This window comes from Catenulispora pinisilvae, from assembly GCF_015356865.1.
In the GTDB taxonomy this organism is placed as follows: Bacteria; Actinomycetota; Actinomycetes; order Streptomycetales; family Catenulisporaceae; genus Catenulispora; species Catenulispora pinisilvae.
On sequence record NZ_JAAFZA010000148.1, the window covers coordinates 1 to 25,617 of the forward strand.

Here is a 25,617-nt window from a genome sequence, read left to right on the forward strand (position 1 = left end):
CCGGGCGATCCGGGCGCGATAGCCGAGGGCCGGGCCGTAGATGTCGGTGACGGTGCGGGTGAGGGCGGGGGTATCGGTCGCGTTGCCGTGCCGGCCGCGCGGACCGACGGTCAGGTCGGTCAGGTCGGCCAGGTCGGCCAGGTCGGCCAGGTCGGTCAGGTCGGTCACGTCGCCGCGAGGCCGAAGGGCGCCGGCATCCACGGCGCGGCCGAAGCAGCGTTGCGCAGGACGCGAGACGCCGTGGAGCCGGTGCTGCGTACGGCCGTCGAGACGCTGCCGGGCCGATTACGCTCGATCGCGGCGTACCACCTGGGCTGGGAGGACGCCGACGGCGCCGCGCTGGGCGGCATCGGCGGCAAGCTGCTGCGGCCGGGCCTGGTCCTGGCCGCCGCGGCAGCCGTCGGCGGGTCGGCGACCGACCCGGCGGTGCTGCGGTCCGCGGCGGCCGTGGAGCTGGCGCACAACTTCACGTTGCTGCACGACGACGTCATCGACCGCGACCAGACCCGGCGTCATCGGCCCACCGCGTGGACCGTGTTCGGCGCCGAGAACGCGATCCTGGCCGGGGACGCGATGCTGGCCCTGGCGCTGCGGCTGGTCGGGGGCGCGGCGGCGAGCCGGCTGGCGGAGTGTGTCATCGAGATCTGCGACGGCCAGTACGAGGACTGCGCGTTCGAGCAACGCGACGACGTCACCCTCGACGAGTGTCTGACGATGGCCGGGAAGAAGACCGGGGCGTTGCTGGGCTGCGCGTGCGCGCTCGGGGCGCTGGCGGTGCGGGCCGATCCGCTGGCCGTGGCGGCGCTGGACTTGTTCGGGCGGGAGATCGGGATGGCGTTCCAGCTCACCGACGACCTGCTCGGCATCTGGGGCGATCCGGCGGTCACGGGCAAGCCGGTGGGGGCGGATCTGGCCGCACGCAAGAAATCGCTGCCGGTGGTCGCGGCGCTGTCGGGCCGGTCGGCGGCGGCTGGGGAGTTGGCGCGGCTCTACGCGCTGGGACGGGACTTCACTGAACACGAGCTACGGAGTGCCACCGATGCTGTGGAACGCGCGGGCGGGAGGGCCTGGGCGGCTACGGAGGCCACGGCGCGGATCGCGAAGGCGCATGCGCACTTGGGACGGGCGTCGAGGGTGGAGTTGAGCGCGATGCATGATTTGCGCGCCATTGCCGAGCTGATCACTCGACGGACCAACTGAGGCGGGGAACCGCGCCGCCACGGCCCCGCGAGCGCTCGCCCGCCGGGCCGCGAACCAGCACGCCGCGCAGCACAGCACAGCACAGCACCACAGGACTAAACCGCGCCACAAGCGCAGCACAGCACAGCACTGCTAGGCGGCGCAGCCCACGACGGCACAGCGCCGCCACAGCACAGCGCAGCACCACCACATCACGCACCACCAAACCACACCGCACAGCGCCACACGCGCACCACAGCACCACACCGGGAGGTCGCCATGACCGCCAAGGACTACGGCACCATCGTCGCCGTCCTCATTCTGACCTTCATCACCCTGCGTCTGTTCGAACGCTTCATCCCGCACCATCGCCGCGAGCCGCACAACGACGTCGCGGGGTTCATCTTCGCCACCGTGTCCGTGGTCTTCGCGGTGCCGCTGGCGTTCGTCGTGGTGGCGCTGTGGACGAACAACGACACCGCGCACCAGACCACCTTCAAGGAGGCGAACGAGCTCGCCGGCATCTACTGGATCTCGCGGCAGATGCCGTTGCCGCTGGGCTCGCAGTTGGAGCACGAGACGCTCGACTACGCGCACACCGTCATCGATCAGGAGTGGCCGCTGCTGGCCAAGCACGAGACCAGTCCGACGGCGACGAACCTGGTCTACCAGATCCGGGACAGTGTCTTCGCGTTCCATCCGGCCGACATCTCCCAGCAGGTGCTCTACGACCACGTCCTGACGCACGTCGAATCGTTGGCCGAGCAACGAAGACAACGATTGAACGAGACCGAGGAGTCGTTGCCACCGCTGTTGTGGGCGATTCTGATCGGCAGCGCGTTGGTGACGGTCGCCTTCACTTTCCTGTTCGGCCTGTCGAGTTCGTTCGCGCACACCGTGATGGTGATGACGCTGGCCGCGTTGGTGGTGGTATCGCTAGTTGTTGTCAGGGAAATGAGTTACCCGTACTCCGGGACGATGAAGGTCGATCCAACGGCGTTCAAAGTCTTCCTCGACAGGTTGCCAACACCTCGATAACGTCCGAAAGAAAAAGCAGGCGCGCCCCGAATAACCGGGGCGCGCCGAATAGTGCCTTGTTCTATCAGAACTCAGATTCAAGAACCCAGGACTCTGGGCCCTGAACCCAGAACCCTGAACCCAGAACCCTGAACTCAGAACTCAGAACTCAGATGACGTCCAGATCCGCGAACTGCTCAGACTCGACCGCGCCGGCCGGCGGAGCGTAGCTGGCCCGGCCGCGCACCAGCCACCACACCCCGGACAGCAGCATCGCCGCGACCAGCGCGATCGGCGCGTAGTTGAACGTCAGCGCGGTGACCGGGGAGGCCTGCGGCAGGCAGAACAGCACGACCTCGATCACCACCCACACCGAGGCGGAGTACCCGACCAGCGGGCCCCACTTGCCCAGGCTCCAGGCGCCGGGCTTGAAGTTCTTACCCTGCCTTGCCCGCAGGAAGCCGGGGATGACGTAGGCCGGGGCCAGGCCGATCGAGGCGATGGCGGTCACCGCGCCGTAGGCCTGGATGGTCCACAGCGAGGGCAGGGCCAGCAGGAACGCCACCACGACCACCAGCCACATGGCGTTGGTCGGGACCGCCGAGCGGTTGACCTTGCGCCAGGTCGGGGAGCCGGGCAGGGCGCCGTCGCGGGAGAAGGCGAACACCATGCGGGCCGCCGAACCGATGGCGGCCAGGCCGCAGCACAACTGGGCGACGATGATGACCAGTGTCAGCACCTCGGCCCAGTGCTGGCCCAGGGCGTCGAGCATGATGATCGACGGCGCCGTCACCGCACCGCCGTAGCCGGAGCCGGCGGACTCGGTGACGTACTGGTCGCCGCCGCCCTGGATGGCGAACAGGAAGGCGACGATCAGGACCAGGCCGGCGATGCCGGAGACCCAGATGGACCGGACGATGCCCTTCGGGGCCAGCGTCGAGGCCTGGGAGGTCTCCTCGGACATGTGCGCCGAGGCGTCGTAGCCGGTCAGGGTGTAGCCGGTGAGCAGCAGGCCGATGGCGCTGACGTAGATCGCGCTCTTGAAGCCGGTGGTGTTGGCGTAGTGGGTGAACACGAAGCTGGCGCTCTGGTGGTGGGACGGGACCAGGAACAGCACGGCCACGATGAACGCCACGCCCAGCAGGTGCCACCAGACGCTGACCCGGTTGAACAGGTCCAGCACCCGCACGCCGAAGGTGTTCAGGACGCCGTGCAGCAGCAGCACCCCGGCGAAGATGGCGACCAGCCCGTACTTGTCCGGGGTCCAGCCGAACGCCATGCCGGTGAAGGCGCCGATGAACTCCGCGGCGCCGTAGTCGATGCCGGCTATGACGCCGAACAGGCCCAGCATGTTCAGCCAGCCGGTGATCCAGCCCCAGCCCTTGCCGCCGAGCCGGTGTGCCATGAAGAACAGCGCGCCGGAGGTCGGGTAGACGCTGGTGACCTCGGCCAGGCTCAGCCCGATGAGCAGGACCGCGATGGTGACGCCGATCCAGCCCCAGACCATGACGGCCGGGCCGCCGGTGGACATGCCGAAGCCGAACAGGGTCATGCAGCCGGACAGGATGGAGATGATGGAGAAGCTGATCGCGAAGTTGCCGAAGCCGGACATCTTGCGGGACAGCACAGGTTCATAACCGATCGCGCGCAGCTGCGCGGCGTCGGCTGAGTCCGCCTCGTTCGGGACGGGAATCGCTGAGGTTACTGAGCTTTCAGTCATCGACTTGCCCTCGTTCCATGGTGCCTTCGAGACCTATAGGGGAAGGTGGTACGTCTGGCGATGGTGCGAATGAGCTCCCCGCGATACCGCTGGTACTGCTGGTACTGCCTTTTGCTCGGCGCCGGTGGCGGATTTCGAAAGCGAATCCGTTCCCTGCGGCCCTACCTGTCCGCCGGTGCGCCGGTACGCCGGTCCGTCAGCGCGCGGTCCTAGGGGCCGGCGCGCTGCCGCCCGCGCGGGTCGGAACGCCGCGCCGCTGCCGACAGCGCGGTGGTCCGGGCCCGGACGAACTCCTCCACGGCGTCCCCCGTCGCCGAAATCGTGGTCCACGGCCGGTTCGAGCCGTAGGGGCCCAGGGCGTCGAACACGTCCGCGGCCAGGTCCGAGCGGCCGCCGACGACCAGCGCGTGGGCCAGGTGGGACAGGTCCACGACCAGCCAGTCGTCCTGGGTGGAGGCGGTGAACCAGTTCCATCCGCGGGCCATCTCGGTGCGCGCGGCGTCGGTGCTCCACAGCAGGTGGGCCAGGCCGTCGCGCTGGTTCTTGCGGTAGTCGTAGGCGATGACCAGCGCGTACAGCGGCAGCAGTTGCAGCGGCGAGCGCCCGCTGAGCCCCACGCTGCTGACGATGCTGGAGGCGAACAGCTGCGCGGCGGCCGGGCTCGGGCCGGTGCCGCCGCCGACCGCGCCGAGCATCCGGTGGCAGCCCTCGCGGTTGGCCGGGTCGATGCGCCACAGGTCCCGGAAGGCGTGCCAGGGCCCTGGTACGGGGCAGGAGGCCGGGCCCTCGATGTGTTCGTGGAAGCCGGCGGCCAGGGCGAGCCGGCCCAGGTAGGGCACAGGGTCCCCGGGGGCCAGGGCGGCGGCCTCGGCACACAGCTCGCCGGCCCGGTGGCCCAGGTTGCGGGCCTGCGGCACGCCGTTGGCGGCGGCCTTGCAGGCCCGCTCGACCGCCACCCGGGCGGCCATCGCCACCGCGTCGGGGTGGCCGGGGCGCTCGGCGACCCATTCGTCGGCCGCGTTGGATCCGGCGGCGACCTGGGCCAGCAGCGCGATCCGGGTACAGCGCAGCTTGCTGTCACCGCTGGAGGCGGCCAGCAGTTCGGCCATCGAGAACCAGTGGCCGGTGCGGACCTCGCCGAGGATCCGGGCCAGCGGCTCGTCGAAACCAGCCGGGTGCATCACAGGTTTGAAGTCTTGGGCGCTCATGGCGAGTCGGCCGGTATCCGGCGGGGATCCGGCAGATGGGTCACGCCACGCATATCCCATGACCGCGAAAAGGCTTCGGGCACCGCGCAATGATGCCCGACATCACAGGTGTCGAACAAGCCCCTGTGTGATCACATGATCACCACGATGTGATCAGGGCCGCCACCTGCCGGAATCCAGTTCGGCCAGCTCCTGGACCTGCAAGCGGCACCAGGGCGAGACTTCGAAGGCACCGGAAAGCACTTGAGTGGAGAATTCGGCCCACGGAATCCAGCGGTATTCGCCTACTTCGTCGGGGTCTGGTGACGGCGTAATTCCCGACGCCACGGTGGCCTGGAAGACCGGGCAGATCTCGTTCTCGACGATGCCGTTGGGCATTACCGCCCGGTAACGGAAGTCCGGCAGGATCGGGGTGAGGACTGAGATATTCAACCCGAGTTCACTGGCCAGTCGGCGCCGGACGGCGTCCTGGATCTGCTCGCCGGGGCCGGGGTGCCCGCAGGCGGAGTTGGTCCACACGTCCGGCCAGGTGCGCTTGGTCCCGGCGCGCCGGGTCACCAGCAGCCGGTGCTGGTCGTCGAAGACGTAGCAGGAGAACGCCAGGTGCAGCGGCGTGTGGTCGGTGTGCACCGTGGCCTTGGGGGCGGTGCCGATCGGCGTGCCGTCCTCGGCGAGCAGGACTACTTCTTCAACTTCCACATTGGTGTCCACTCCTCGAAGGATGCACGCTGAGCACCGGGCCTGTCACCGCGGGTGCACTATTTGGCGTCCCCGTAACACTCCACCGAGTGAACGCTCATAGGAAATCGCACGGGAGAGGGACCGAAGACCAGCCGGCCGGCCGCGGTGGCGCACTCGGTGATCATCTCAGCCACGGCCGGGGCGTGCGCTTCGGGTGCGTGCACCATGACCTCGTCGTGCTGGAAGAAGACCAGCTGCGGGCCGTCCAGCGTGCGCAGCCGCCGGCGCAGCAGGGCCAGCAGCACCTCGGCCCACTCGGCGGCGGTGGCCTGGATGACGAAGTTGCGGGTGAACCGGCCCCGGGCCCGCGCCACCTGGCCCGAGCGACGGTTGCTGTCGTCGGCGGCGTCGGCCTCGGCGTCCCCGGCGACCGTTTCCTGCCAGCGCTGCGAGGGCGGCGGGCAGGTGCGGCCGAGGTGGGAGCGGACCAGGCGGCCGCGCTCGCCTTCGCGGGCGGCTTCGTCGAGCAGCGCGACGGCCTTCGGGAAGCGGCGGCGCATCAGGGCCAGCGGGGCGGCGGCGCTGCCGCCGGTCTGGCCGTACATGGCGCCCAGCAGCCCGAGTTTGGCCTGGTCTCGGGAGCCCTCGAAGACGCCGGCCAGGGCGGAGTACATGTCATCGCTCTGTGTCGCCTCGGCCATGCCCGGGTCCTGCGACACCGCTGCCAGGATGCGCGGCTCCAGCTGTGCGGCGTCGGCGGAGACGAAGACCCAGCCGGGGTCGGCGACGACCGCTTTGCGCAGCCGGCGGTCGATCTGCAGCGCGCCGCCGCCGCGGGCCGCCCAGCGTCCGGTGACGACGCCGCCGACGGAATACTCGGCGCGGAACCGGCCGTCCACGACCCAGGTGTCGCGCCAGGCCCAGCCGTTGAACGAGTACATCCGCGAGAGCTCTTTGTACTTCAGCAGCAACGGGATCGCCGGGTGGTCGATCTCCTTGAGCTCCCAGCGGCGCAGCGAGGGCAGTTTCACCCCGGCGTCGGAGAAGGCCTTGGTCACCTGCGGCGCGGAGTCGGGATTCAGGGCTCGGACACCCAGGGCCGTGGCGAGTCGGGCGGCGGCGGCGGTCATCTCACGCGGCGGTGAGCCGTCCAGCGGACGCGGGCCCAGATACTCCTCCAGGATGCGGCTGTGCACATCGGCGCGCCAGGGCAGGCCGTGGTGCGCCATCTCGGCGGCGGCCAGCGACGCGGCGGATTCGGCGGCCACCAGCAGCCGGAACGCGCCGGGGTTCGCGGTGGCGGCGATGCGGCGGAGTTGGTCGGCGTAGACCTCGCGCACCGCGCGCAGCGGGTCGACGTCGGCGGCCAGCTGCGAGCGGTCCGGCTCGAACAGCGCGGGCTGGGTGGTCGGGTTGTCGGCCGGGGCGGCCATGGTGCCCTCGGCGCGGTCCTCGGGGACCGGCAGGCCGTGCAGCCGGGCCCAGGCGGCGCCGAGCGAGCGGGGCTCGCCGCAGTGGCCCTCATAGGCGAGCAGCAGGGCCTCGGTGAGGGCCAGGTCGTGGCAGCGGTCGATGCGGACGCCACGCCGGAGCAGGGCCGGGGCCAGGTCGGCGGTGGCCGGCCAGACCCAGCGCGGGTGGTCCGGATCCCCGGGCCGGGACGCGGCTTCCAGGGCTCCGACCTCGGCTTCCAGGTCGGCGACGGCGCGCGCCGCCGCGGCCGGGTCCGCGTCGGGGGTGATCGCTTGAACGAAGCCTCGATCCCTGAAACCCTCGGGGTCGTAGGTCGCCGCGATCTGCATCCGATCATTGTCCGCGATGGCACTGACAAACTGGCGCCTGGAACCTTCTGCGGCCAACTTATGGCCGATTATGACCGACTTATGACCGACCGATAAGGACGCACCATGACCAAGACCGCCGTCGTCACCGGAGCCAGCAGCGGCATCGGGGCCGCCACCGCGCGTCGGCTGGCCGCCGAGGGGTACCGCGTGGTGCTCGTCGCACGGCGTAAGGAGCGGTTGGAGGCGCTGGCCGCGGAGATTGCCGAGTCGACGAAGATTGCCGAGTCGGCACAGAGCGGGGGCGCTGCCGAAGCCGTGGCGCTGGACGTGACCGACGCCGAGGCGATCAAGGCGTTCGCCGCCGGGCTGGAGTCCTGTGACGTGCTGGTCAACAACGCCGGCGGGGCGATCGGCGCGGATCCGGTGGCCGGGGCGGACCCGGGCGACTGGCGCTCGATGTTCGAGACCAACGTCCTGGGCGCGCTGAACTTCACCCAGGCGCTGCTGCCGAAGCTGATCGCCTCCGGCGAGGGCACCGTGGTGATGCTCACCTCGACCGCCGGCCACATCGCCTACGAGAACGGCGCCGGCTACGCCGCGTCCAAGCACGCGATGCACGCCATGACCGCGACCCTGCGGCTGGAGCTCTTCGACCAGCCGGTCCGCGTCATCGAGATCGCCCCGGGCATGGTGATGACCGATGAGTTCTCGGTCAAGCGCTTCGGCGGCGACGCCGACAAGGCCGCCTCGGTCTACGCCGGTGTGCCGGGGCCGCTGCTCGCCGAGGACGTGGCGGACTGCATCGCGTGGTCGGTGACGCGGCCGGCGCACGTGAACGTGGACTTGATGATCGTGCGGCCGCGGGCGCAGGCGGCTCAGCACAAGGTTCATCGGGTCGCGGACTGACCATGTCTGCCGGGTGACGGACCGACCACGTGTGTCGGGTCGCGGACTGACCGCGCTCAGGCGATAGCCGCCGCCTCCGGGCCGCAGTCGGAGGGCTCGACCACCGACTGCGCCGGTCCGTCCGCGACGGCCACGGCGGCGGCCGCCCCCTCCCTGCGCAGCGTGGAAAGCACCAGCCCGACCATCACCAGCGGGAAGCCGACGATCACTCCGGCCTTGATGTCCTCGCCGAGGAACAGCACGCCGCCGGCCACGGCGACGGCCGGGTTGACGAAGGTGATCATCGAGGACTTGGCCGGGCCGGCCTCGGCGATCAGGTCGAAGAAGAGCAGGAACGCCGAGGCGGTGCAGATCAGGCCCAGGGCGATGACCGCGGCCAGGGCGTTGGCCCTCGGCATGTGCGTGGGGTGGCTGAAGGCGGCGAAGGGGACGTAGAGGAGCGCCACGCCGGTCAGGGAGATCGCGATGATGGCCAGGCTGGGGACGCCGACCAGCTTGCGGTCGGCGATGATCGGGGCGATGGCGTAGCCGACGGCGACGGCGATCACCTCCAGCATGCGCGCCACCTGGACCTGGCCGATGTTCAGGCCGACGATCGCGACCACCCCGGCCAGGCCGATGAACAGGCCGGCCAGCCGGGTGCCGGACACCGCGGAGCGGTCGCCGAGACGCCACATGATCAGCGCCACGAAGAACGGCACGGCCGCGATCAGCAGTCCGGCCAGCGAGGAGGTCATGTGCTGTTCGGCGTCGCCGAGCAGCAACCAGGGCCCGGCGATCTCCAGGGCCGCGAAGGCCGCGATGTAACGCCACTGTTTCAGGGCCGGGCCGACCACGCCGCGGCGCATCGCCACCGGCAGCAGCACCGCGGCGCCGATCGCGGTGCGGGCGAACACGATGAACGGCGCCGGCATGCCTTCCAGCGCGATCTTGATCAGCAGGTACGGGATACCCCAGATCACTGACATGGCTGCGAACAGCAGCCACCCCCGCTTCGACACGCGTGCCCCCTCAAGGCGAGGAAATCGAACGAAACCGATGCCCGTCGCCCGACATGAAACCCCCGGTCGATGACGGTCTGACCACCCCCGGTAACAGCCGTGGGGGGCCTGAGCATATTCCATCGGTGCTTCCCAGGAAATGAGCCCTCTGCCAAAGTGGACAGCCCAGCAGGGAGCACGGAGAAGATCACGCGGAGGAAGCAGATGTCCATCCCGAGACGCAGACGCTCCACCACGGTCGCCGCCCTGGTCACGGCGGCCGCCCTGACCGGCACCCTGACCGCGGCGCGGGCCGCCCCGGCCCCGGCCGGGCCCGGCGGCGCCCAACCCCCGCGCAACCCGGTGGCCACCGGGTACGGCGGCGCGGTCGCCAGCGTGAGCCCGTACGCCACCCAGGCCGGCCTGGACGTGCTCAAGCGCGGCGGCAACGCCGTGGACGCGGCGGTGGCCACGGCGGCCGCCCTGGGCGTCGTGGAGCCGTACTCGGCCGGGATCGGCGGCGGCGGTTTCCTCGTGTACTACAACGCCCGCACCCACAAGGTCTCCACCATCGACGGCCGTGAGTCGGGACCGGCGGCGATGAACACGAACTGGTTCATCGACCCGGCCACCGGCCAGCCGCTGTCCTTCAACGACGCGGTCGACTCCGGCCTGTCGGTCGGGGTCCCGGGCACGCTGAAGACCTGGACCACCGCCCTGGACGACTGGGGCACCATCTCGCTGAAGCAGGCCCTGCAAGGCGGGATCGACATCGCCTCGAAGGGCTTCGTCGTCGACCCCACGTTCAACTCCTTCACCGCGATGAACCAGGCCCGGTTCTCGCAGATCGCCCCGACCGCGAAGCTGTTCCTGCCCGGCGGCGCGCCGCCGGCGGTGGGCTCGGTGTTCAAGAACCCGGACCTGGCGGACACCTACAAGCTGCTCGCCAAGGACGGTCCCGGCTTGTTCTACGGCGGCGAGTTGGGCCAGGAGGTCGCGAACACCGCGCAGCACCCGCCGACGATCCCGAACCCGACCATGGACTTCCGGCCCGGCAAGATCACCGCGACCGACATCGCCGGCTACAGCGCGCCGGTGCAGGCCCCGACCCACGTGGACTACAAGGGCCTGGACGTCTACTCGATCGCCCCGCCCTCCTCCGGCGGCACCACGGTCGGGGAGGCCCTCAACATCCTGTCGAACTTCGACGTCACCCCGACCAACCAGGTCCAGGCGCTGCACCTGTATGACGAGGCCTCGAAGATAGCCTTCGCGGACCGCAACCGCTGGGTCGGGGACGCGAACTTCGGCGACGTCCCGACCAAGCAGCTGACCTCGGCGCAGTACGGCAAGGACCGGGCCTGTCTGATCAGCCCGACCAGCACCCTGGCCTCCCCGGTCGCGCCGGGGAATCCGTTCGAACCGGGCGGGGGCACGCAGTGCTCGGCCACGGCGCCGACCGGGACCTCGTACACCGACACCGAGGGCATGTCGACGACGCACCTGGTGACCTCGGACAAGTGGGGCGACGTGGTGTCCTACACGCTGACCATCGAGCAGACCGGCGGCTCGGCGATGACCGTGCCCGGCCGGGGCTTCCTGCTGAACAACGAGATGACCGACTTCGACTTCACGCCGCTGTATCCGGGCGTGCCGGACCCGAACCTGCCGGCCGCCTTCAAGCGGCCGCGCTCGGCGATGTCGCCGACGATCGTCTTGAAGGACGGCAGGCCGTTCATCGCGGTCGGCTCCCCGGGCGGGGCGACCATCATCACCACGGTGTTGCAGATCCTGGTCAACCGGCTGGATCTGGGGATGAACCTGGAGCAGGCGATCGCCGCGCCCCGGGCCTCGCAGCGCAACGCCGGCACGACGCAGGCGGAGCCGGCGTTCCTGAACCTGCCGGAGATCCCGGGACTGGAAGCACTCGGTGAGACCTTCACCCTCGCGCCGCCCTCGGGGACGCCGACACCGGAGATCGGTGCCGCGACCGGGCTGGAGTTCCTGCCGAACGGCGCGGTCGAGGCCGCGGCCGAACCGGCGCGGCGCGGCGGTGGCGCGGCTGCCGTCGTACACCCGGTGAAGTAGCGCACAGAAGGCTAAGTAGCGCGCACAGAGCTGAGGAGCGTGAATCAGGGCTGGATCGGAGCTCTTGGAAGTCTCCGGTCCAGCCAGGCGCCCGGACCATAGCACGTGCGATCGTCACGCCTTGACGATATCGCCCCAGGTAGAGCGCGGATCTGACGCGGACGTGGAATCGGGCCGTCTCACAGACTGGACACGGTAAGGGTCGCCGAGCCGATCCACCTATAGTCATATCCATGATCGCGAACACGAGCTCCCGCATGCCCGCCGCCGCCATGGCGCCGGGGATGATGTGCTGCCGTTTCGCGTGTCGAATGTGCGGCTGCTGAGTCTTCGACTCCCCTGACCGGTTTTAGCAGCCCCTTTCTTCCCCTGTAAGCCTTCGTGGCGCGCCGTTGTCGCGCGCCCGCCGCACTCCTTCGCGGCTCCCTGGAAAGCATCATGATTGAAATAAACAACCTGACAAAGGTTTACCCTGCACGGACCCATCCGGTGACCGCGCTGGACGGCGTGGACCTGTCGGTCGCCGCCGGCGAGGTCTACGGCGTCGTCGGCCGCTCCGGAGCCGGCAAGAGCACGCTGATCCGCTGCGTGAACCTGCTGGAGCGTCCCACCTCCGGCACGGTGTCGGTGGCCGGGCGCGAGCTGACGGCGCTGTCCGGGCGGCAGCTGCGCGCCGAGCGCCGCCGGATCGGCATGGTGTTCCAGCACTTCAACCTGCTGTCCAGCCGGAGCGCGCGGGAGAACGTCGAGCTGCCGCTGGAGATCGGCGGCTCGCTGACCCGCCGCGAGCGCCGGGCCAGGGCCGATGAGCTGCTGGACGTGGTCGGGTTGGCCGACCGGGCCGAGGCACATCCGGCGCAGCTGTCCGGCGGGCAGAAGCAGCGGGTCGGGATCGCGCGGGCGCTGGCCGCCGATCCGCACGTGCTGCTGTCGGACGAGGCGACCTCCGCGCTGGACCCGGAGACCACTCGCAGTGTGCTGAGACTGCTGAAGGAGGTCAACGAGCGGCTGGGGGTCACGGTGCTGTTGATCACGCACGAGATGGACGTGGTCAAGGCGGTGTGCGACAGCGCGGCGCTGATGCGCGAGGGCCGGATCGTGGAGTCCGGGACCATCTCGGACCTGCTCACCCGGGAGCGCTCCGAGCTGGCGCGGGAGCTGTTCCAGCTGGGACCGGCGCCGGAGCCGGCGGGGTCGGAGTCAGGGTCGGAGTCGGAGTCGGCCCCCACCACGGTGCTGGACGTCACGTTCCACGGCGACTCCACCGCGCAGCCGCTGATCTCGCAGCTCGCCCGGACGTACTCGGTCGACGTGACGATCCTGGGCGCGGCGATCGAGACGGTGAACGGGCAGACGGTGGGGCGGATGCGGATCGGGCTGCCGGGGCGGTTCGAGGACAACGTCGTGCAGGTCGGGTTCCTGCGGGAGCGGGGGCTCAATGTCGAGACTGTCGTGCCCGAGACGGTCACGCCGGAGGCTGCCGGGCCCGAGACTGGCGCGCCCGGGAACGCCGCGGCCGACTCGCTTCAGGAGGTCGCGTCGTGAGCTGGTCGGACATGCAGCCGCTGCTGTGGCAGGCGAGCCTGGAGACGTTCCAGATGGTCGGCTGGTCGGCGCTGTTCACGGTGCTGATCGGGCTGCCGATCGGGCTGTTGCTGGTCCTCACCGACCGCGGCGCTTTGCTGGCGAACGCGGCGGCGAACAAGGCGCTGGGCACGGTGGTGAACGTCGGGCGCTCGCTGCCCTTCATCATCTTGCTGATCGCCATCACCCCGTTCACCCGCGGGATCGTCGGGACCACGATCGGGGTGGACGCCGCGATCGTGCCGCTGGCCGTCGGGGCCGTGCCGTTCTTCGCCCGGCTGGTGGAGACCGCGGTCCGCGAGGTCGACAGAGGCCTGATCGAGGCCTCGCAGGCGATGGGCGCCTCGCATCTGACGACGGTTCGCAAAGTCCTGCTTCCCGAGTCGCTGCCGGCGCTGGTCGCCGGACTGACGACGACCGTGATCGCGCTGGTCGGCTATTCGGCGATGGCCGGCGCGATCGGCGGCGGCGGGCTGGGCGACCTGGCCATCCGCTACGGCTACCAGCGCTTCGAGAACGGGCTCATGATCGCCACGGTCGTGCTGCTGATCGTGCTGGTCCAGATCGTCCAGTTGCTCGGCGACTTCACCGCCAAGCGCCTGGCCCACCGGTGACCGCCGGCCACTGCTCCACTCCCATTCACACCCCCACTCCCATTCAAACTCCCATTCCCACTCACACACCCGGAAGAAAGAAGAACTTGTTCATGCGTAACAAGAAGCTCGCCGCGTCCCTGACCGCCCTCGTGGGCGTCCTGGCCGTGGGTCTGACCGCCTGCTCCTCCGCCAAGTCGTCCGGCTCGGGCTCCTCGGCGGCCGGCGCGGCCGGCGGCGTCGACTCGATCACCGTCGCGGCCTCCCCGGTCCCGCACGCGCAGATCCTGGACTACATCCGCGACAACCTGGCGGCCAAGGCCGGGCTGAAGCTGACGGTGAAGGAGTTCACCGACTACGTCCAGCCGAACCTGGCCACCCAGGACGGCGAGGTCGGCGCCAACTACTTCCAGCACAAGCCGTACCTCGACGACTTCAACAAGTCCAAGGGCACGGACCTGGTCCCGGTGGTCGGCGTCCACCTCGAACCGCTGGGCCTGTACTCGCACAAGGCCAAGTCCCTGGACCAGATCAAGGACGGCGCCACCGTCGCGGTCCCGAACGACGCCACCAACGAGGGCCGGGCGCTGAAGCTGTTGGCCGACAACAACCTGATCACCCTCAAGCCCGGGGCCGGCACCACCGCCACGGAGAAGGACGTCGCGAGCAACCCCAAGCACCTGAAGTTCAAGCCCCTGGAAGCCGCCGAGCTCCCCCGGGCCCTGGACGACGTCGACGCCGCGGTGATCAACGGCAACTACGCGCTCCAGGCCAAGCTCACCCCGAACAAGGACGCGCTGGCGCTGGAGAAGACGCAGGACAACCCCTACGTCAACCTCCTGGCGGTGAAGAAGGGGCATGAGAACGACCCGGCGGTGAAGAAGCTGGCCGCTCTGCTGACCTCGGACCAGGTGAAGCAGTACATCGAGAAGACGTTCAACGGATCGGTGATCCCCGCCGGCTGACACGGGTTTCCGGCCCGGCCGCAGTCAACGTTCCCGGGCCGGGATCTTTTAGGGCCGATGGCCGTCCGCTTCCGACGAGGGAGCGGGCGGCCATCGGCTTTTGCGCCGGGCCGCTACCGCCGCGCGGCCTCACGCCCTGGCGGCCATCGCCACCCCCAGCGTGATCATCGTCAGGGCGATCACCCCGTCCAGCACCCGCCAGGCCTTGGGGCGGGCCAGCACCTTGCCCAGGCGGCCGGCGCCGAAGCCGAGGCCGGAGAACCACAGGATGCTGCCGGTGGTGGCGCCGGCGGCGAAGTACCAGTGGGTGTTGCCGTAGCTGCTGCCGACGGTGCCCAGCAGGAGCACGGTGTCCAGGTAGACGTGGGGGTTGAGCCAGGTCAGGGCCAGGCAGGTGAGGACGGCCGTGCGCAGTGAGGTCTCGGCGGTGCCCTCGGCGGCCAGGTGGTCCTTCTGTCTCCAGGCGCGGCGCGCGGCCAGGACGCCGTAGGTCATCAGGAAGGCCGCGCCGATCCAGGCGATCACGGTGACCGCGGTCGGCATCGAGCGGACCAGTGCCCCCAGGCCGCCGACGCCGGCGGCGATCAGGACCGCGTCGGAGGCCCCGCAGATCGCGACGATCGGTCCGACGTGCTCGCGGCGGACGCCCTGGCGCAGGACGTAGGCGTTCTGCGCGCCGATGGCGACGATCAGGGACAGGCCGGTGCCGAGACCGGCCGCGGCGGCCATGAGCGGGGTGGTCATGAGCTCGATGCTAGGAAGGCGTGTGATCTCAAGGCCAGCTAATCTTTCTTGGGTATCATTAGAGATCATGATGACGGATCTACCTCTGGACCATGTGCGCACGCTCCTGGTCGCGGTGGACGCCGGCACCTTCGAGGCGGCGGCCCGCGTCCTGCACGTCACGCCGTCCGCGGTCAGCCAGCGGATCAAGGCGCTGGAGCAGCGCACCGGCCGGGTGCTGCTGGTGCGCTCCAAGCCGCTGCGGCCGACCGAGTCCGGCGTCGCCGTGGTGCGGTTCGCGCGGCAGCTGGCGTGGTTGGAGGACAACGCGCGCGCCGAGTTGGGGCTGACCGGCGCGGCCGGTGGGGCTGGTGAGACCGGTGGGGCCGAGACGGACTCCGAAGGCGGCCCGGGCGAGCGCCGCCGGACCTGGCAGACCCTGTCGATCGCCGTGAACTCCGACTCGCTGAGCACCTGGTTCCCCGAGGTCACGGCCCGGTTCGGCGCGGAGTCAGCGGTCTGCTTCGACCTGCACCGCGAGGACCAGGACCACACCGACGAGTTGCTGCGCTCCGGGCTCGTCATGGCGGCCATCTCCTCCTCGCCGAAGCCGGTCCAGGGCTGTACGGTCCGTCCGCTGGGCCACATGCGCTACCGGGCCGTCGCCACCCACGCCTTCATCCGGCGCTGGCTGCCGGACGCGATCGCCGCGACCGGGCTGGCCGCCGCGCTGTCCGTCGCCCCGATCATCATCTTCAACCGCAAGGACGACCTCCAGGACTCCTTCCTGCGCGGCCTCGGCGCTCCCGCCAGCGGGCCGCGCCACTATCTCCCGGCCACGGACGCCTTCCTGTACGCGGTGGAGTCCGGCCTGGGCTGGGGCCTGATCCCGGACGTCCAGCGCAAGCAGTTCGGGCAGGTGGAGCTGGTCGATCTGGCGCCGGGCCGGACGGTGGACGTGCCGTTGTACTGGCAGCAGTGGAAGCTCGCGCCGCCGATGTTGACCGAGGTCGGGGCGGTCGCGGCCGAGATCGCCGCGCGCCGGCTGCCTTGAGGGGACTGCGCCGCTTGAGGGGACTGTGCTGCCTTGAGGGGACTGTATTGAGCCGGCTGTATTGAGCCACCCAGCGCAGAACCCGCGCCGCGCGGCGCCGCCCGGATCAGACCGACCCGCATCAGATCCCGAACCGCGCCGCCAGCCCGTCCAGCAGAGCCTCGACCCCGAGATCGAACTCGGCCGCCGCGTCCGCCGGCGCCAGCCCGTCCTGCACCACCTTCGCGAAGCGCGGATAGCGTCCGCTGCGCAGCAGCCACTGCATGTTGGAGCGCAGCAGGATCCTGATGTCCCCGTCGTATCCGAAGCCGCGCCGCTCCAGCATCATCCGCTGGTACACCTCGCCGTCGGATGCGCCGCGCGAGTATGAGTCCAGGGCCCGGATCAGCTGCATCTTCTGGTCGCCGGTCAGCGGCAGCGCCTCCAGCGCGCCGAGCATGCGCTCCACCGCGAGGTTGCGGCTCGGTGTCAGGGTGGTCGGCACGTGCGCCTGGGCCGCGGACAGCCACGGGTGCGCCAGCGCCGTCTCGCGGCGCCGCAGGGCCACCTCGCGGAACACCGCGCGCCAGTCCCCCGGGTCGGCGACCATGGCGGTGGAGTCGATGACCGCGTCGGTCATCAGCTCCAGCAGTTCGTCCTTGCTGTCGACGTAGCGGTAGAGCGCCATGGTCGCCACGCCGAGCCGGTCGGCCAGCTTGCGCATCGACACGGCCTCCAGCCCCTCGGCGTCGGCCAGGGCCACCGCGGCCTCGGCGATCCCCTCGTGGGTCAGGGTGGTGCGGCCGCCGCGCGGGGTGTCCAGACGTTCCCAGATGCTCGGCTGGGCCGCACCGTCCTGCTCCGCGGGATCGCACGCCTTCTTGATGTTCGCCATGGGCGGAAGTCTCCTCGTCGTCGCGCCTTGTGTACATCGTACGCCCAGATGTACGGTGTACGCACTGGAGCGTACGGCGTACACAACCACACATCCAGCGCCACGTCGCCCATTGCCACGTCGCCCATTTCCCTGGAAGGGGATCGCCATGACCGCCAACGCGACACAGGACACGCCGCGGGGCACGCAGGAACCCCTGCACGTCGCCGTCATCATCGGCAGCACCCGGGACGGCCGCTTCGGCCCGACCGTCGCCGACTGGTTCGTGGCCCAGGCCGCCCAGCGTCACCCCGAGTTCGACCTCGACGTCGTCGACCTGGCCGAGGCCGACCTGCCGCTGACCATGACCGGCTTCGGACAGCCGCGTCCGCCCGCGGTGGCCGACCTGGCCCCGCGCCTGACCGCCGCGGACGCCTTCGTCGTCGTCACGCCGGAGTACAACCACAGCTTCCCGGCCGTGCTGAAGAACGCGATCGACTGGTACCACGGCGAGTGGAGCCGCAAGCCGGTCGCGTTCGTCTCCTACGGCGGCGTCTCCGGCGGGCTGCGCGCGGTCCAGCAGCTGCGGCACGTCTTCATCGAGCTGTCGGCGGTGCCGATCCGCGACACGGTCAGCTTCCACGAGTACTGGACCCAGTTCGCCGAGGACAAGTCCTGGCCGCTGCCCTCCGAAGCCCGCGACACCGCCGTGCGCTCCCTGCTCGACCAGCTCTTCTGGGCCGGGAAGACGCTGCGCGCGGGCCGGCGGGAGGCCGTCGCGGCGTGAGAATCTTGCTCTGAGCGCAAAAAACTAATTGCGCTGAGCGCAAGTTCGGAGGAGGGTGGAGCCGTGTCGGGAGACGAGAACGAAGCGGGCTCGCTGCGCGAACGCAAGCGACTGGAGACCCGCAGAAGCATCAGCCAGGCGACCATGGAACTCGCCGTGGAGAACGGCGGGCTGCAGAACGTCAGCCCGGACGACATCGCCGAGCGCGCCGGCGTCTCCCCGCGCACGTTCCACAACTACTTCCACAGCCGCGAGGCCGCGCTCGGCGCGCTGACCGGCGACCGGGGCCGGCGCGTGGCGCTGGCCTTCAGCGAGCGGCCGGCCGGCGAGCCCTTCGCCGACGCGCTGGCCGAGGCGGTCGTCGCGGAGTACACGCTGGACGGCCGGGAGCCGGACAAGGCGAGCGTCCACAAGTTGCGGGCGATCATGGCCGACGGCGGCTACAGCAAAGAGGCGCTGCGCAAGGTCATGGCCGAGGAGGGGGCCCGACCGCACTTCCTGGAATCGATGCGGCAGCTCGAGGAGCAGCTGATCCCGGTGATCGGCGAGCGGCTGGGGCTGGATCCGAACGAGGATCTACTCCCCCGGATCGTCGCGGCCGCGGTCAGCGGCGCGGTGCGGGTGGCGACCAGATATTGGCTGCGCGACGACGTCGACGCCCCTTACACTGCCCTGCTGCGCCAAGCGGTCCAGACCGCCGCGGCGCTCGCCGACCAGCCGCCGTTCCCGTTCACAGATCAACCGCCGCCTGACGCCAGTCTATCAAAGAACGAAAACCCCTGATTTCGCATACAGTGCTCGCCCGGTCACGCCGACCGCCACCGTTCGTCGGCTCGCCGAGCCAGATGGGACGACCGCCATGCTTATCAAAATCCTGAGACAATACCTGCGACCATACCGAACACCGATCGCGCTGGTCCTGGCCCTGCAGTTCGTGCAGACCCTGTGCGCGCTGTACCTGCCCACGCTGAACGCCGACATCATCGACAACGGCGTGGTCAAGGGCGACACCGGCTACGTGCTGCAGACCGGCGCCTTCATGCTGGTGTTCTCGCTGCTGCAGATCGCCTGCTCGATCGGCGCGGTCTACTTCGGGGCGAAGACCGCGACCTCGCTGGGCCGGGACCTGCGGGCCGGGATCTTCGACCGGGTCCAGGCCTTCTCCACCCGCGAGGTCGGCCGGTTCGGCGCGCCCTCGCTGCTCACCCGGACCACCAACGACGTGCTCCAGGTGCAGATGGTGGTCCTGATGACCTTCACCATGGCCGCCGCGGCGCCGGTGATGCTGATCGGCGGCGTGATCCTGGCGCTGCGCCAGGACGTCCCGCTGTCCGGACTGCTGGTCGCGGTCATCCCCGCGCTGGGCATCGCCATCAGCATCATCATCGCGCGGATGGGCCCGCTGTTCCGGGTCGTGCAGGTGCGCATCGACAAGATCAACGGCGTGATGCGCGAGCAGATCACCGGCATCCGGGTCATCCGCGCCTTCGTCAAGGACGAGCACGAGCACCGCCGCTACGGCGCGGCCAACAACGAACTGCTGGACGTCTCCCTGCGGGTCGGCAAGCTGATGGCGCTGATGTTCCCGATCGTGATGACCATCGTGAACTTCGCCAGCGTCGGGGTGCTGTGGTTCGGCGCGCACCGCATCGACTCCGGCGGGATGCAGATCGGGTCGCTGACGGCGTTCCTGAACTACCTGATGCAGATCCTGATGTCGGTCATGATGACCACCTTCATGTTCATGATGGTGCCGCGCGCCGCGGTCTGCGCCGACCGGATCGGCGAGGTGCTGGAGACCGAGTCCAGCGTCGTCGTGCCGACCACGGCCAAGGTGCCGCTGACCTCGGGCACGCTGGAGCTGCGCGGGGCGAGCTTCAAGTACCCGGGCGCCGAGGACTGCGTGCTGAACGAGGTGTCCCTGACGGCCCTGCCCGGGGAGACCACCGCGATCATCGGCTCCACCGGCGCGGGCAAGACCACGCTGCTGAACCTGGTGCCCCGGCTGGCCGACGTCACCGACGGCGCGGTGCTGGTGGACGGCGTGGACGTGCGCGAGCTGGATCCCAAGACGCTGACCCAGTCGGTGGCCATCGTGCCGCAGAAGCCGTACCTGTTCACCGGTACGATCGCCTCCAACCTGCGCTACGGCCGGCCCGACGCCTCCGACGAGGAGTTGTGGGAGGCGCTGGACACCGCGCAGGCCCGGGACTTCGTCGAGCGGATGCCCGAGGGCCTGAACGCGCCGATCGCCCAGGGCGGGACCAACGTCTCCGGCGGTCAGCGGCAGCGGCTGGCGATCGCCCGCGCGCTGGTGCACAAGCCGGAGATCTTCCTGTTCGACGACTCGTTCTCGGCCCTGGACTACAGCACCGACGCCCGGCTGCGGGCCGCGCTGGTGGACCAGACCCGGGAGTCCACGGTGGTCATCGTCGCGCAGCGGGTCTCCACGATCCGCAACGCGGACCGGATCATCGTCCTGGACCTGGGCGTGGTGGTCGGGTCCGGGACGCACGGCGAGCTGATGGAATCCAACCAGACCTACCGCGAGATCGTGCTCTCGCAGCTCACCGAAGAGGAGGCCGCGGCATGAGCACGGGGGACGAGAACCACGAGAACCACGAGAACGGCGAGAGCGGCGAAAACCGCGAGAGCCGCGAGAATCACGAGAACGGCGAGGTCGTGAACGCCGAGCAGAACGGTGCCGCGGCGAACGGCGCCAGCCAGAACGGTGCCGCAAGCAACGGCGCCGCAAGCAACAGTGCCGTGCAGAACGGCGCTGCGACGAACGGCGCCGCGACAAACGGCGAGAGCCAAAACGGCGCCGGCCAGAACGGCGCGGAGCCGCAGGCTCCCGGCTCCACGGGCCCAGACGGCGACCGCCTGGAGACCGAGAGCGAAGGCGACGCGCCGCGTCCGCAACAAGGCGGCGCGCTGCGCGGACCGGCGTCCTTCATGTCCGGACCGGCCGCGAAGTCGAAGGACTTCAAGGGCTCCTCGCGCCGGCTGCTCTCCTACCTGCGCCCGGAGCGGCCGATCCTGATCTTCTCCATGGTGATGGCGGCGATCGGCGTCGGGATGTCGGTCTGGGGGCCGCGGCTGCTGGGCAAGGCCACCGACCAGATCTTCGCCGGCGTCATCGGACGCCAGGCCAGACCCGGGCCGAACGGGCAGTACCCGACCAAACAGCAACTGGTCGCGAACCTGCGGGCCACCGGCCACGGCACCCAGGCCGACCTGGTGAACTCCATCAACTTCAGCCCCGGGCACGGCATCGACTTCAGCAAGGTCGGCAGCATCCTGATGGTGCTGGCCGGGCTGTACGTCCTGGTGTTCGTCTGCATGATGATCCAGTCCCGGCTGGTCATCGTGGTGGTGAACCGGTGCATGGCGCGGCTGCGCACCGACATCGAGGCCAAGCTGAGCCGGCTGCCGCTGTCCTACTTCGACAAGCAGCCGCGCGGCGAGGTGCTGTCCCGGGCCACCAACGACGTGGACAACCTGGCGCAATCGCTCCAGCAGTCGCTGGCGCAGATCGTCATGCAGGTCTTCACGCTGCTGGGCGTGATGGTGATGATGATCTGGACGTCCTGGCTGCTGGCCCTGATCGCGATCGCGATGGTGCCGCTGTCGGTGCTGGTGGCCGGGCGGATCGGCAAGCGGTCCAAGCCGCAGTTCGTCCAGCAGTGGGCGGCCACCGGCCGGCTGAACGCGCACATCGAGGAGATGTACACCGGCCACCAGCTGGTCAAGGCGTTCGGGCGGCAGGAGGAGTCGGCGGCGGAGTTCAAGAAGCAGAACGACGCGCTGAACGACGCCAGCTTCAAGGCCCAGTTCATCAGTGGCCTGATCCAGCCGGCGATGATGTTCCTGGGCAACGTCACCTATGTGCTGGTCGCGGTGGTCGGCGGGCTGCGGGTCTCCTCCGGCGCGCTGTCGCTGGGCAGCGTGCAGGCCTCGATCCAGTACACCCGGCAGTTCATGATGCCGCTGTCGCAGGTCGCTGCGATGGCCAACCTGATGCAGTCCGGGGTGGCCTCGGCCGAGCGGATCTTCCAGATCCTGGACGCCGAGGAGATGTCCGCCGAGCCGGACCAGCCGGTGGAGCTGGAGCGGGTCGCCGGCCGGGTGGAGTTCCGGGACGTGAACTTCAGCTACTCCGCGGACCGGCCGCTGATCGAGGACCTGTCGCTGGCCGTGCAACCGGGCCAGACCGTGGCCATCGTCGGCCCGACCGGCGCCGGCAAGACCACGCTGGTCAACCTCCTGATGCGGTTCTACGAGGTGGACTCCGGCGCGATCCTGCTGGACGGCGTCGACACCGCGTTGATGTCCCGGGAGTACCTGCGGGCCCAGACCGGCATGGTGCTCCAGGACGCGTGGCTGTTCGGCGGGACCATCGCCGACAACATCGCCTACGGCACCGACGGCGCCTCGATCGAGCGGATCCAGGCCGCGGCGGCGGCCACGCACGTGGACCACTTCGTGCGCACGCTCCCGGACGGCTTCGACACCGTCATCGACGAGGAGGGGTCGAACCTGTCGGCCGGGGAGAAGCAGCTGGTCACGATCGCCCGGGCGTTCCTGGCCGAGCCGGCGATCCTGATCCTGGACGAGGCCACCTCCTCGGTCGACACCCGGACCGAGGTGCTGATCCAGCGGGCGATGAACAAGCTGCGGGAGGGGCGGACCTCGTTCGTCATCGCGCACCGGCTGTCCACGATCCGCGACGCCGACATGATCCTGGTGATGGAGAACGGCCGGATCGTGGAGAAGGGGACGCACACGCAGTTGCTGGACGCCGACGGCGCCTACTCGCGGCTGTACGCGGCGCAGTTCGCCCAGGCTCTGGCCGAGGTGGACTGAGCCAGGGTCCTGCGTCACCAGAACCGAGACAGGGTTCTGTGTCATCGGGACTGAGCCGGCCGACTCCGAGGGGGGAGTCGGCCGGTTCGCCATTCGCCGGCGGCCCGGCTTCCCCGGCTTCCTGATCGGCGGCGGTTCAGCTTCCTCATCGGCGGCGGTTCGTCGCGTGCGGCCTCACAGATCACGTTGTTAAGCTCCGAAGATGGTCTACGAGCATGCGGCAGAACGTTTCCTGAAGGCCCTGGACGCGACGCTCGCGCCGGACATGGTGCGCGGTGTCTACGTCGTCGGGTCGGCCGCGCTCGGCGGCTGGCAGCCGGGGCGCAGCGATCTGGACGTGCTCGTGGTGATCGACCGGCCGATGACCGAGACGGACCTGGCGATGGTCGGCGAGATGCACACGCTGCTGGAGTCCACGCGCGCCGACGACGAGCCGCATTCGGACGGGCACTACGTCACCCCGAATCTGCTCGGTGCGCGCACTGAAGCAACGGTGCCGTTCTCGGTGGACGGGGTGTTCAAGACCGAAGGCGGCACGACCGATCCGGTGCTGTGGGCGATCCTGGACCGGCACGGCGTCACGCTGCACGGGCCCACGGCCTCGGAGCTCAAGGTGGCGCCGGATCCAGCGTGGCTGCGGGAGTGGAACCACGGGAATCTGGAGTCTTACTGGCGTACCCACACCAACTATCGGGCGCAGCTCTCCGAACGGAACCCCGCGTCGCCGATCGACCCGTACCTGCTGGCGTGGGAGGTGACCGGGCCGGGAAGGCTGCACGCGACGATCGCGACCGGTGACATCATCTCGAAGGAGGCCTCGGCCGACTACACGGCCGGGCTGTTCCCGGAGTACGCGGATCTGTGCGCGAAGGCGAAGGCGTACCGGGCGGGCGAGGCGGCGGTGACGTGTACGGCCGCTGAGGCGCTGCGGGCGATCGATCTGGTGGAGGCGGTGTGCAACTCGGCAAAAGAGTTGCCATGACCTCGTGACTTCCTGGCTACCTGCGAGTAGCTTTACCGACCGGTAACACGCGCGTGTGACCCAGATCACCGAAGCCGCTCACCCCACCGGTCCCCAGGGAGTCAGCATGCGTCAACGCCAACACCGCACCGCCGGCGCCGCCCGCCCGGTCCGCGCCGGTACTCGTGCCCGTACTCGCACGCGAACCAGCACCAGCACCCGCACCCGAACTCGCACCACCCTCGCCATCCGCGCCGTGACCGCCCTGCTGCTGGCCGCGCCGTTCGTGGCGCTGACCGCCCCGGCGCAGGCCGCCACCTCGTCGGGGATCAACGACTTCTCGTGCCGGCCCAGCGCCGACCACCCGCGCCCGGTGGTGCTGGTGCACGGGACGTTCGGTAACGCCGCCGACAACTGGATCGTCGGCGCGCCGTACATCGCCGCCCGCGGCTACTGCGTCTTCGAACTCGACTACGGCCAGGAACCCGGCATCCCGGTGTTCCACGGCCTGGCGCCGGTCGCACAGTCGGCGCAGCAGCTGTCGGACTACGTCGACCAGGTACTGGCCGCCACCGGCGCCTCCCAGGTCGACATCGTCGGGCACAGCCAGGGCGGGATGATGCCCCGCTACTACCTGAAGTTCCTCGGCGGCGCGGCCAAGGTGCACACCCTGGTCGGGCTGGCGCCGTCCAACCACGGCACGAACCTGGACGGCATCGAGACCCTGGCCGCCGACTACTTCCCGGGCGCGATCGGCCTGATCGGCACCGCGTGCCCGGCGTGCACCGACCAGATCGTCGGCTCACCGCTGATGCAGCAGCTGAACGCGGGCGGCGACACCGTGCCCGGGGTGCAGTACACAGTGATCTCGACGAAGTACGACGAGGTCGTCACGCCGTGGCAGACACAGTTCCTGAACGGGCCGAACGTGCACAACGTGCTGCTACAGGACCTGTGCCCCACGGACATCTCCGAGCACGTCGCCATCGGGACCACGGACAAGATCGCGCTGCATGAGGCGGTCGACGCCCTGGATCCGGCGCAGGCTACTCCGACGACTTGCCTGTCGGCTTTCTCGTAGATCCGCGGGCGGGGTGGTGCCGCGGTTCTCGTCGACGCGGCACCGCCCGTATCCGTGCTGGGCTCGGGCTCGGGCTCGGGCTCGGGCTCGGGCTCTAAGATCGTCGCCCGTGAGCAACCACCACCCCGACTGCTTCAGCTGCCGGAACGACGAGCGCCTGGCGGAGTTGCCGCCGCGCGAACGCGTCGCCGCCGACGAACACTGGCGCGTGGCGCACGCGATCGGCACGTCGGTGCCGGGCTGGCTGGTGCTGCTGCCGCGGCGCCACGTCACGGCTATCGCGGAGTTGAGCGATGCCGAGGCCGCAGGGCTCGGGACCTGGCAGGTTCGGCTGTCGCGGGCGCTGCATGCCGTCACCGGTTGCGAGAAGACGTATGTGGCCCAGTTCGCCGAGGCGGCGGGGTTCGGGCATGTGCACTTCCACATCATCCCGAGGATGGCCGATCTGCCGGACGGCCTTCGGGGGCCGCTGGTGTTCCGGCAACTGCGGCCCGGGGACGGGGACGCGGGAACTGTTGCGGATTCTCGGATGGACGAGATCGCCGAGGCTTTGGCGGCGGAGTTGGGTTGATGGGATGGGATGGGAT

The 25,617-nt window shown here is 69.8% G+C and carries 22 protein-coding genes; 15 read left to right on the forward strand and 7 right to left on the reverse strand.

Annotated elements, in window-relative coordinates:
* Positions 1-219: 219 nt before the first annotated feature.
* Both IZR01_RS31935 and IZR01_RS31940 read left to right on the forward strand, forming a co-directional pair.
* Positions 220-1,200 (forward strand): polyprenyl synthetase family protein, encoded by a 981-nt coding sequence (locus tag IZR01_RS31935; protein ID WP_228554938.1) that lies wholly within the window; start codon positions 220-222, stop codon positions 1,198-1,200.
* Positions 1,201-1,458: 258 nt separating this feature from the next.
* Positions 1,459-2,217: a bestrophin-like domain gene (locus IZR01_RS31940; protein WP_194895685.1), complete on the forward strand. Its 759-nt coding sequence runs from the start codon at positions 1,459-1,461 to the stop codon at positions 2,215-2,217.
* A gap of 148 nt (positions 2,218-2,365) precedes the next feature.
* On the opposite strand, the gene IZR01_RS31945 is transcribed toward IZR01_RS31940, so the two are convergent.
* The 4 genes from IZR01_RS31945 to IZR01_RS31960 all read right to left on the reverse strand — a co-directional run bounded on the left by IZR01_RS31945 (position 2,366) and on the right by IZR01_RS31960 (position 7,607).
* Entirely contained in the window at positions 2,366-3,916 is a 1,551-nt protein-coding gene (locus IZR01_RS31945) for an amino acid permease (protein WP_194895686.1), read from the reverse strand.
* Positions 3,917-4,125: 209 nt separating this feature from the next.
* Positions 4,126-5,124, reverse strand: coding sequence for a hypothetical protein (locus IZR01_RS31950; protein ID WP_194895687.1), 999 nt, complete (start codon positions 5,122-5,124; stop codon positions 4,126-4,128).
* 153 nt (positions 5,125-5,277) lie between these two features.
* The gene (gene idi / locus IZR01_RS31955; protein ID WP_323746411.1) at positions 5,278-5,835 is read right to left on the reverse strand and encodes an isopentenyl-diphosphate Delta-isomerase; all 558 of its coding nucleotides are present in this window, start codon (positions 5,833-5,835) and stop codon (positions 5,278-5,280) included.
* 47 nt (positions 5,836-5,882) lie between these two features.
* Positions 5,883-7,607: a bifunctional 3'-5' exonuclease/DNA polymerase gene (locus IZR01_RS31960; protein WP_194926033.1), complete on the reverse strand. Its 1,725-nt coding sequence runs from the start codon at positions 7,605-7,607 to the stop codon at positions 5,883-5,885.
* Positions 7,608-7,712: 105 nt separating this feature from the next.
* Between IZR01_RS31960 and IZR01_RS31965 the strand changes: the two genes are divergently transcribed.
* On the forward strand, positions 7,713-8,495 hold the full coding sequence (locus IZR01_RS31965) for an SDR family NAD(P)-dependent oxidoreductase (RefSeq protein ID WP_194895689.1): 783 nt from the start codon (positions 7,713-7,715) through the stop codon (positions 8,493-8,495).
* A 56-nt stretch (positions 8,496-8,551) separates the two neighbouring features.
* Here the strand turns inward: IZR01_RS31965 and IZR01_RS31970 are convergent, their stop codons facing one another.
* The gene (locus IZR01_RS31970; protein WP_194895690.1) at positions 8,552-9,496 is read right to left on the reverse strand and encodes a DMT family transporter; all 945 of its coding nucleotides are present in this window, start codon (positions 9,494-9,496) and stop codon (positions 8,552-8,554) included.
* Between the two features lie 204 nt (positions 9,497-9,700).
* Here IZR01_RS31970 and ggt point away from each other — a divergent pair, with 204 nt between their 5' ends.
* The 4 genes from ggt (at position 9,701) to IZR01_RS31990 (ending at position 14,705) form a co-directional block, all read left to right on the forward strand.
* Positions 9,701-11,563, forward strand: coding sequence for a gamma-glutamyltransferase (gene ggt / locus IZR01_RS31975; protein ID WP_194926034.1), 1,863 nt, complete (start codon positions 9,701-9,703; stop codon positions 11,561-11,563).
* A 438-nt stretch (positions 11,564-12,001) separates the two neighbouring features.
* On the forward strand, positions 12,002-13,108 hold the full coding sequence (locus tag IZR01_RS31980) for a methionine ABC transporter ATP-binding protein (RefSeq protein WP_194926035.1): 1,107 nt from the start codon (positions 12,002-12,004) through the stop codon (positions 13,106-13,108).
* A complete protein-coding gene (locus tag IZR01_RS31985; protein WP_194895693.1) occupies positions 13,105-13,761 on the forward strand; it encodes a methionine ABC transporter permease in 657 nt (218 codons plus the stop codon). Before IZR01_RS31980 ends, IZR01_RS31985 begins: the two co-directional genes overlap by 4 nt.
* Positions 13,762-13,853: 92 nt before the next feature.
* Positions 13,854-14,705 carry a MetQ/NlpA family ABC transporter substrate-binding protein gene (locus tag IZR01_RS31990; RefSeq protein ID WP_194926036.1) on the forward strand — a complete coding sequence of 284 codons (852 nt, stop codon included), beginning with the start codon at positions 13,854-13,856 and terminating at the stop codon, positions 14,703-14,705.
* Positions 14,706-14,834: 129 nt separating this feature from the next.
* Here IZR01_RS31990 and IZR01_RS31995 read toward each other — a convergent pair whose 3' ends face one another.
* The gene (locus IZR01_RS31995) at positions 14,835-15,449 is read right to left on the reverse strand and encodes a LysE/ArgO family amino acid transporter (protein ID WP_194926037.1); all 615 of its coding nucleotides are present in this window, start codon (positions 15,447-15,449) and stop codon (positions 14,835-14,837) included.
* Positions 15,450-15,519: 70 nt separating this feature from the next.
* Between IZR01_RS31995 and IZR01_RS32000 the strand changes: the two genes are divergently transcribed.
* Positions 15,520-16,482, forward strand: coding sequence for a LysR family transcriptional regulator ArgP (locus tag IZR01_RS32000; RefSeq protein ID WP_194926041.1), 963 nt, complete (start codon positions 15,520-15,522; stop codon positions 16,480-16,482).
* 121 nt (positions 16,483-16,603) lie between these two features.
* Here the strand turns inward: IZR01_RS32000 and IZR01_RS32005 are convergent, their stop codons facing one another.
* Positions 16,604-17,356, reverse strand: a complete 753-nt coding sequence (locus IZR01_RS32005; protein WP_194926038.1) for a TetR/AcrR family transcriptional regulator — start codon at positions 17,354-17,356, stop codon at positions 16,604-16,606.
* A 148-nt stretch (positions 17,357-17,504) separates the two neighbouring features.
* Between IZR01_RS32005 and IZR01_RS32010 the strand changes: the two genes are divergently transcribed.
* From IZR01_RS32010 to IZR01_RS32040, 7 genes are all read left to right on the forward strand, one after another.
* On the forward strand, positions 17,505-18,122 hold the full coding sequence (locus IZR01_RS32010; RefSeq protein WP_194926039.1) for an NADPH-dependent FMN reductase: 618 nt from the start codon (positions 17,505-17,507) through the stop codon (positions 18,120-18,122).
* Between the two features lie 63 nt (positions 18,123-18,185).
* Positions 18,186-18,905: a TetR/AcrR family transcriptional regulator gene (locus IZR01_RS32015; RefSeq protein ID WP_194895698.1), complete on the forward strand. Its 720-nt coding sequence runs from the start codon at positions 18,186-18,188 to the stop codon at positions 18,903-18,905.
* A 76-nt stretch (positions 18,906-18,981) separates the two neighbouring features.
* Positions 18,982-20,715 carry an ABC transporter ATP-binding protein gene (locus IZR01_RS32020; RefSeq protein ID WP_194895699.1) on the forward strand — a complete coding sequence of 578 codons (1,734 nt, stop codon included), beginning with the start codon at positions 18,982-18,984 and terminating at the stop codon, positions 20,713-20,715.
* On the forward strand, positions 20,712-22,988 hold the full coding sequence (locus IZR01_RS32025; RefSeq protein WP_228560668.1) for an ABC transporter ATP-binding protein: 2,277 nt from the start codon (positions 20,712-20,714) through the stop codon (positions 22,986-22,988). The genes IZR01_RS32020 and IZR01_RS32025 overlap by 4 nt, the downstream gene beginning before the upstream one ends.
* A 202-nt stretch (positions 22,989-23,190) precedes the next feature.
* The gene (locus IZR01_RS32030) at positions 23,191-23,970 is read left to right on the forward strand and encodes a nucleotidyltransferase domain-containing protein (protein ID WP_194895700.1); all 780 of its coding nucleotides are present in this window, start codon (positions 23,191-23,193) and stop codon (positions 23,968-23,970) included.
* 106 nt (positions 23,971-24,076) lie between these two features.
* The gene (locus IZR01_RS32035; protein ID WP_194926040.1) at positions 24,077-25,030 is read left to right on the forward strand and encodes an esterase/lipase family protein; all 954 of its coding nucleotides are present in this window, start codon (positions 24,077-24,079) and stop codon (positions 25,028-25,030) included.
* A gap of 109 nt (positions 25,031-25,139) precedes the next feature.
* Positions 25,140-25,601 carry an HIT family protein gene (locus IZR01_RS32040; RefSeq protein WP_323747159.1) on the forward strand — a complete coding sequence of 154 codons (462 nt, stop codon included), beginning with the start codon at positions 25,140-25,142 and terminating at the stop codon, positions 25,599-25,601.
* The last annotated feature ends 16 nt before the right edge of the window (positions 25,602-25,617 follow it).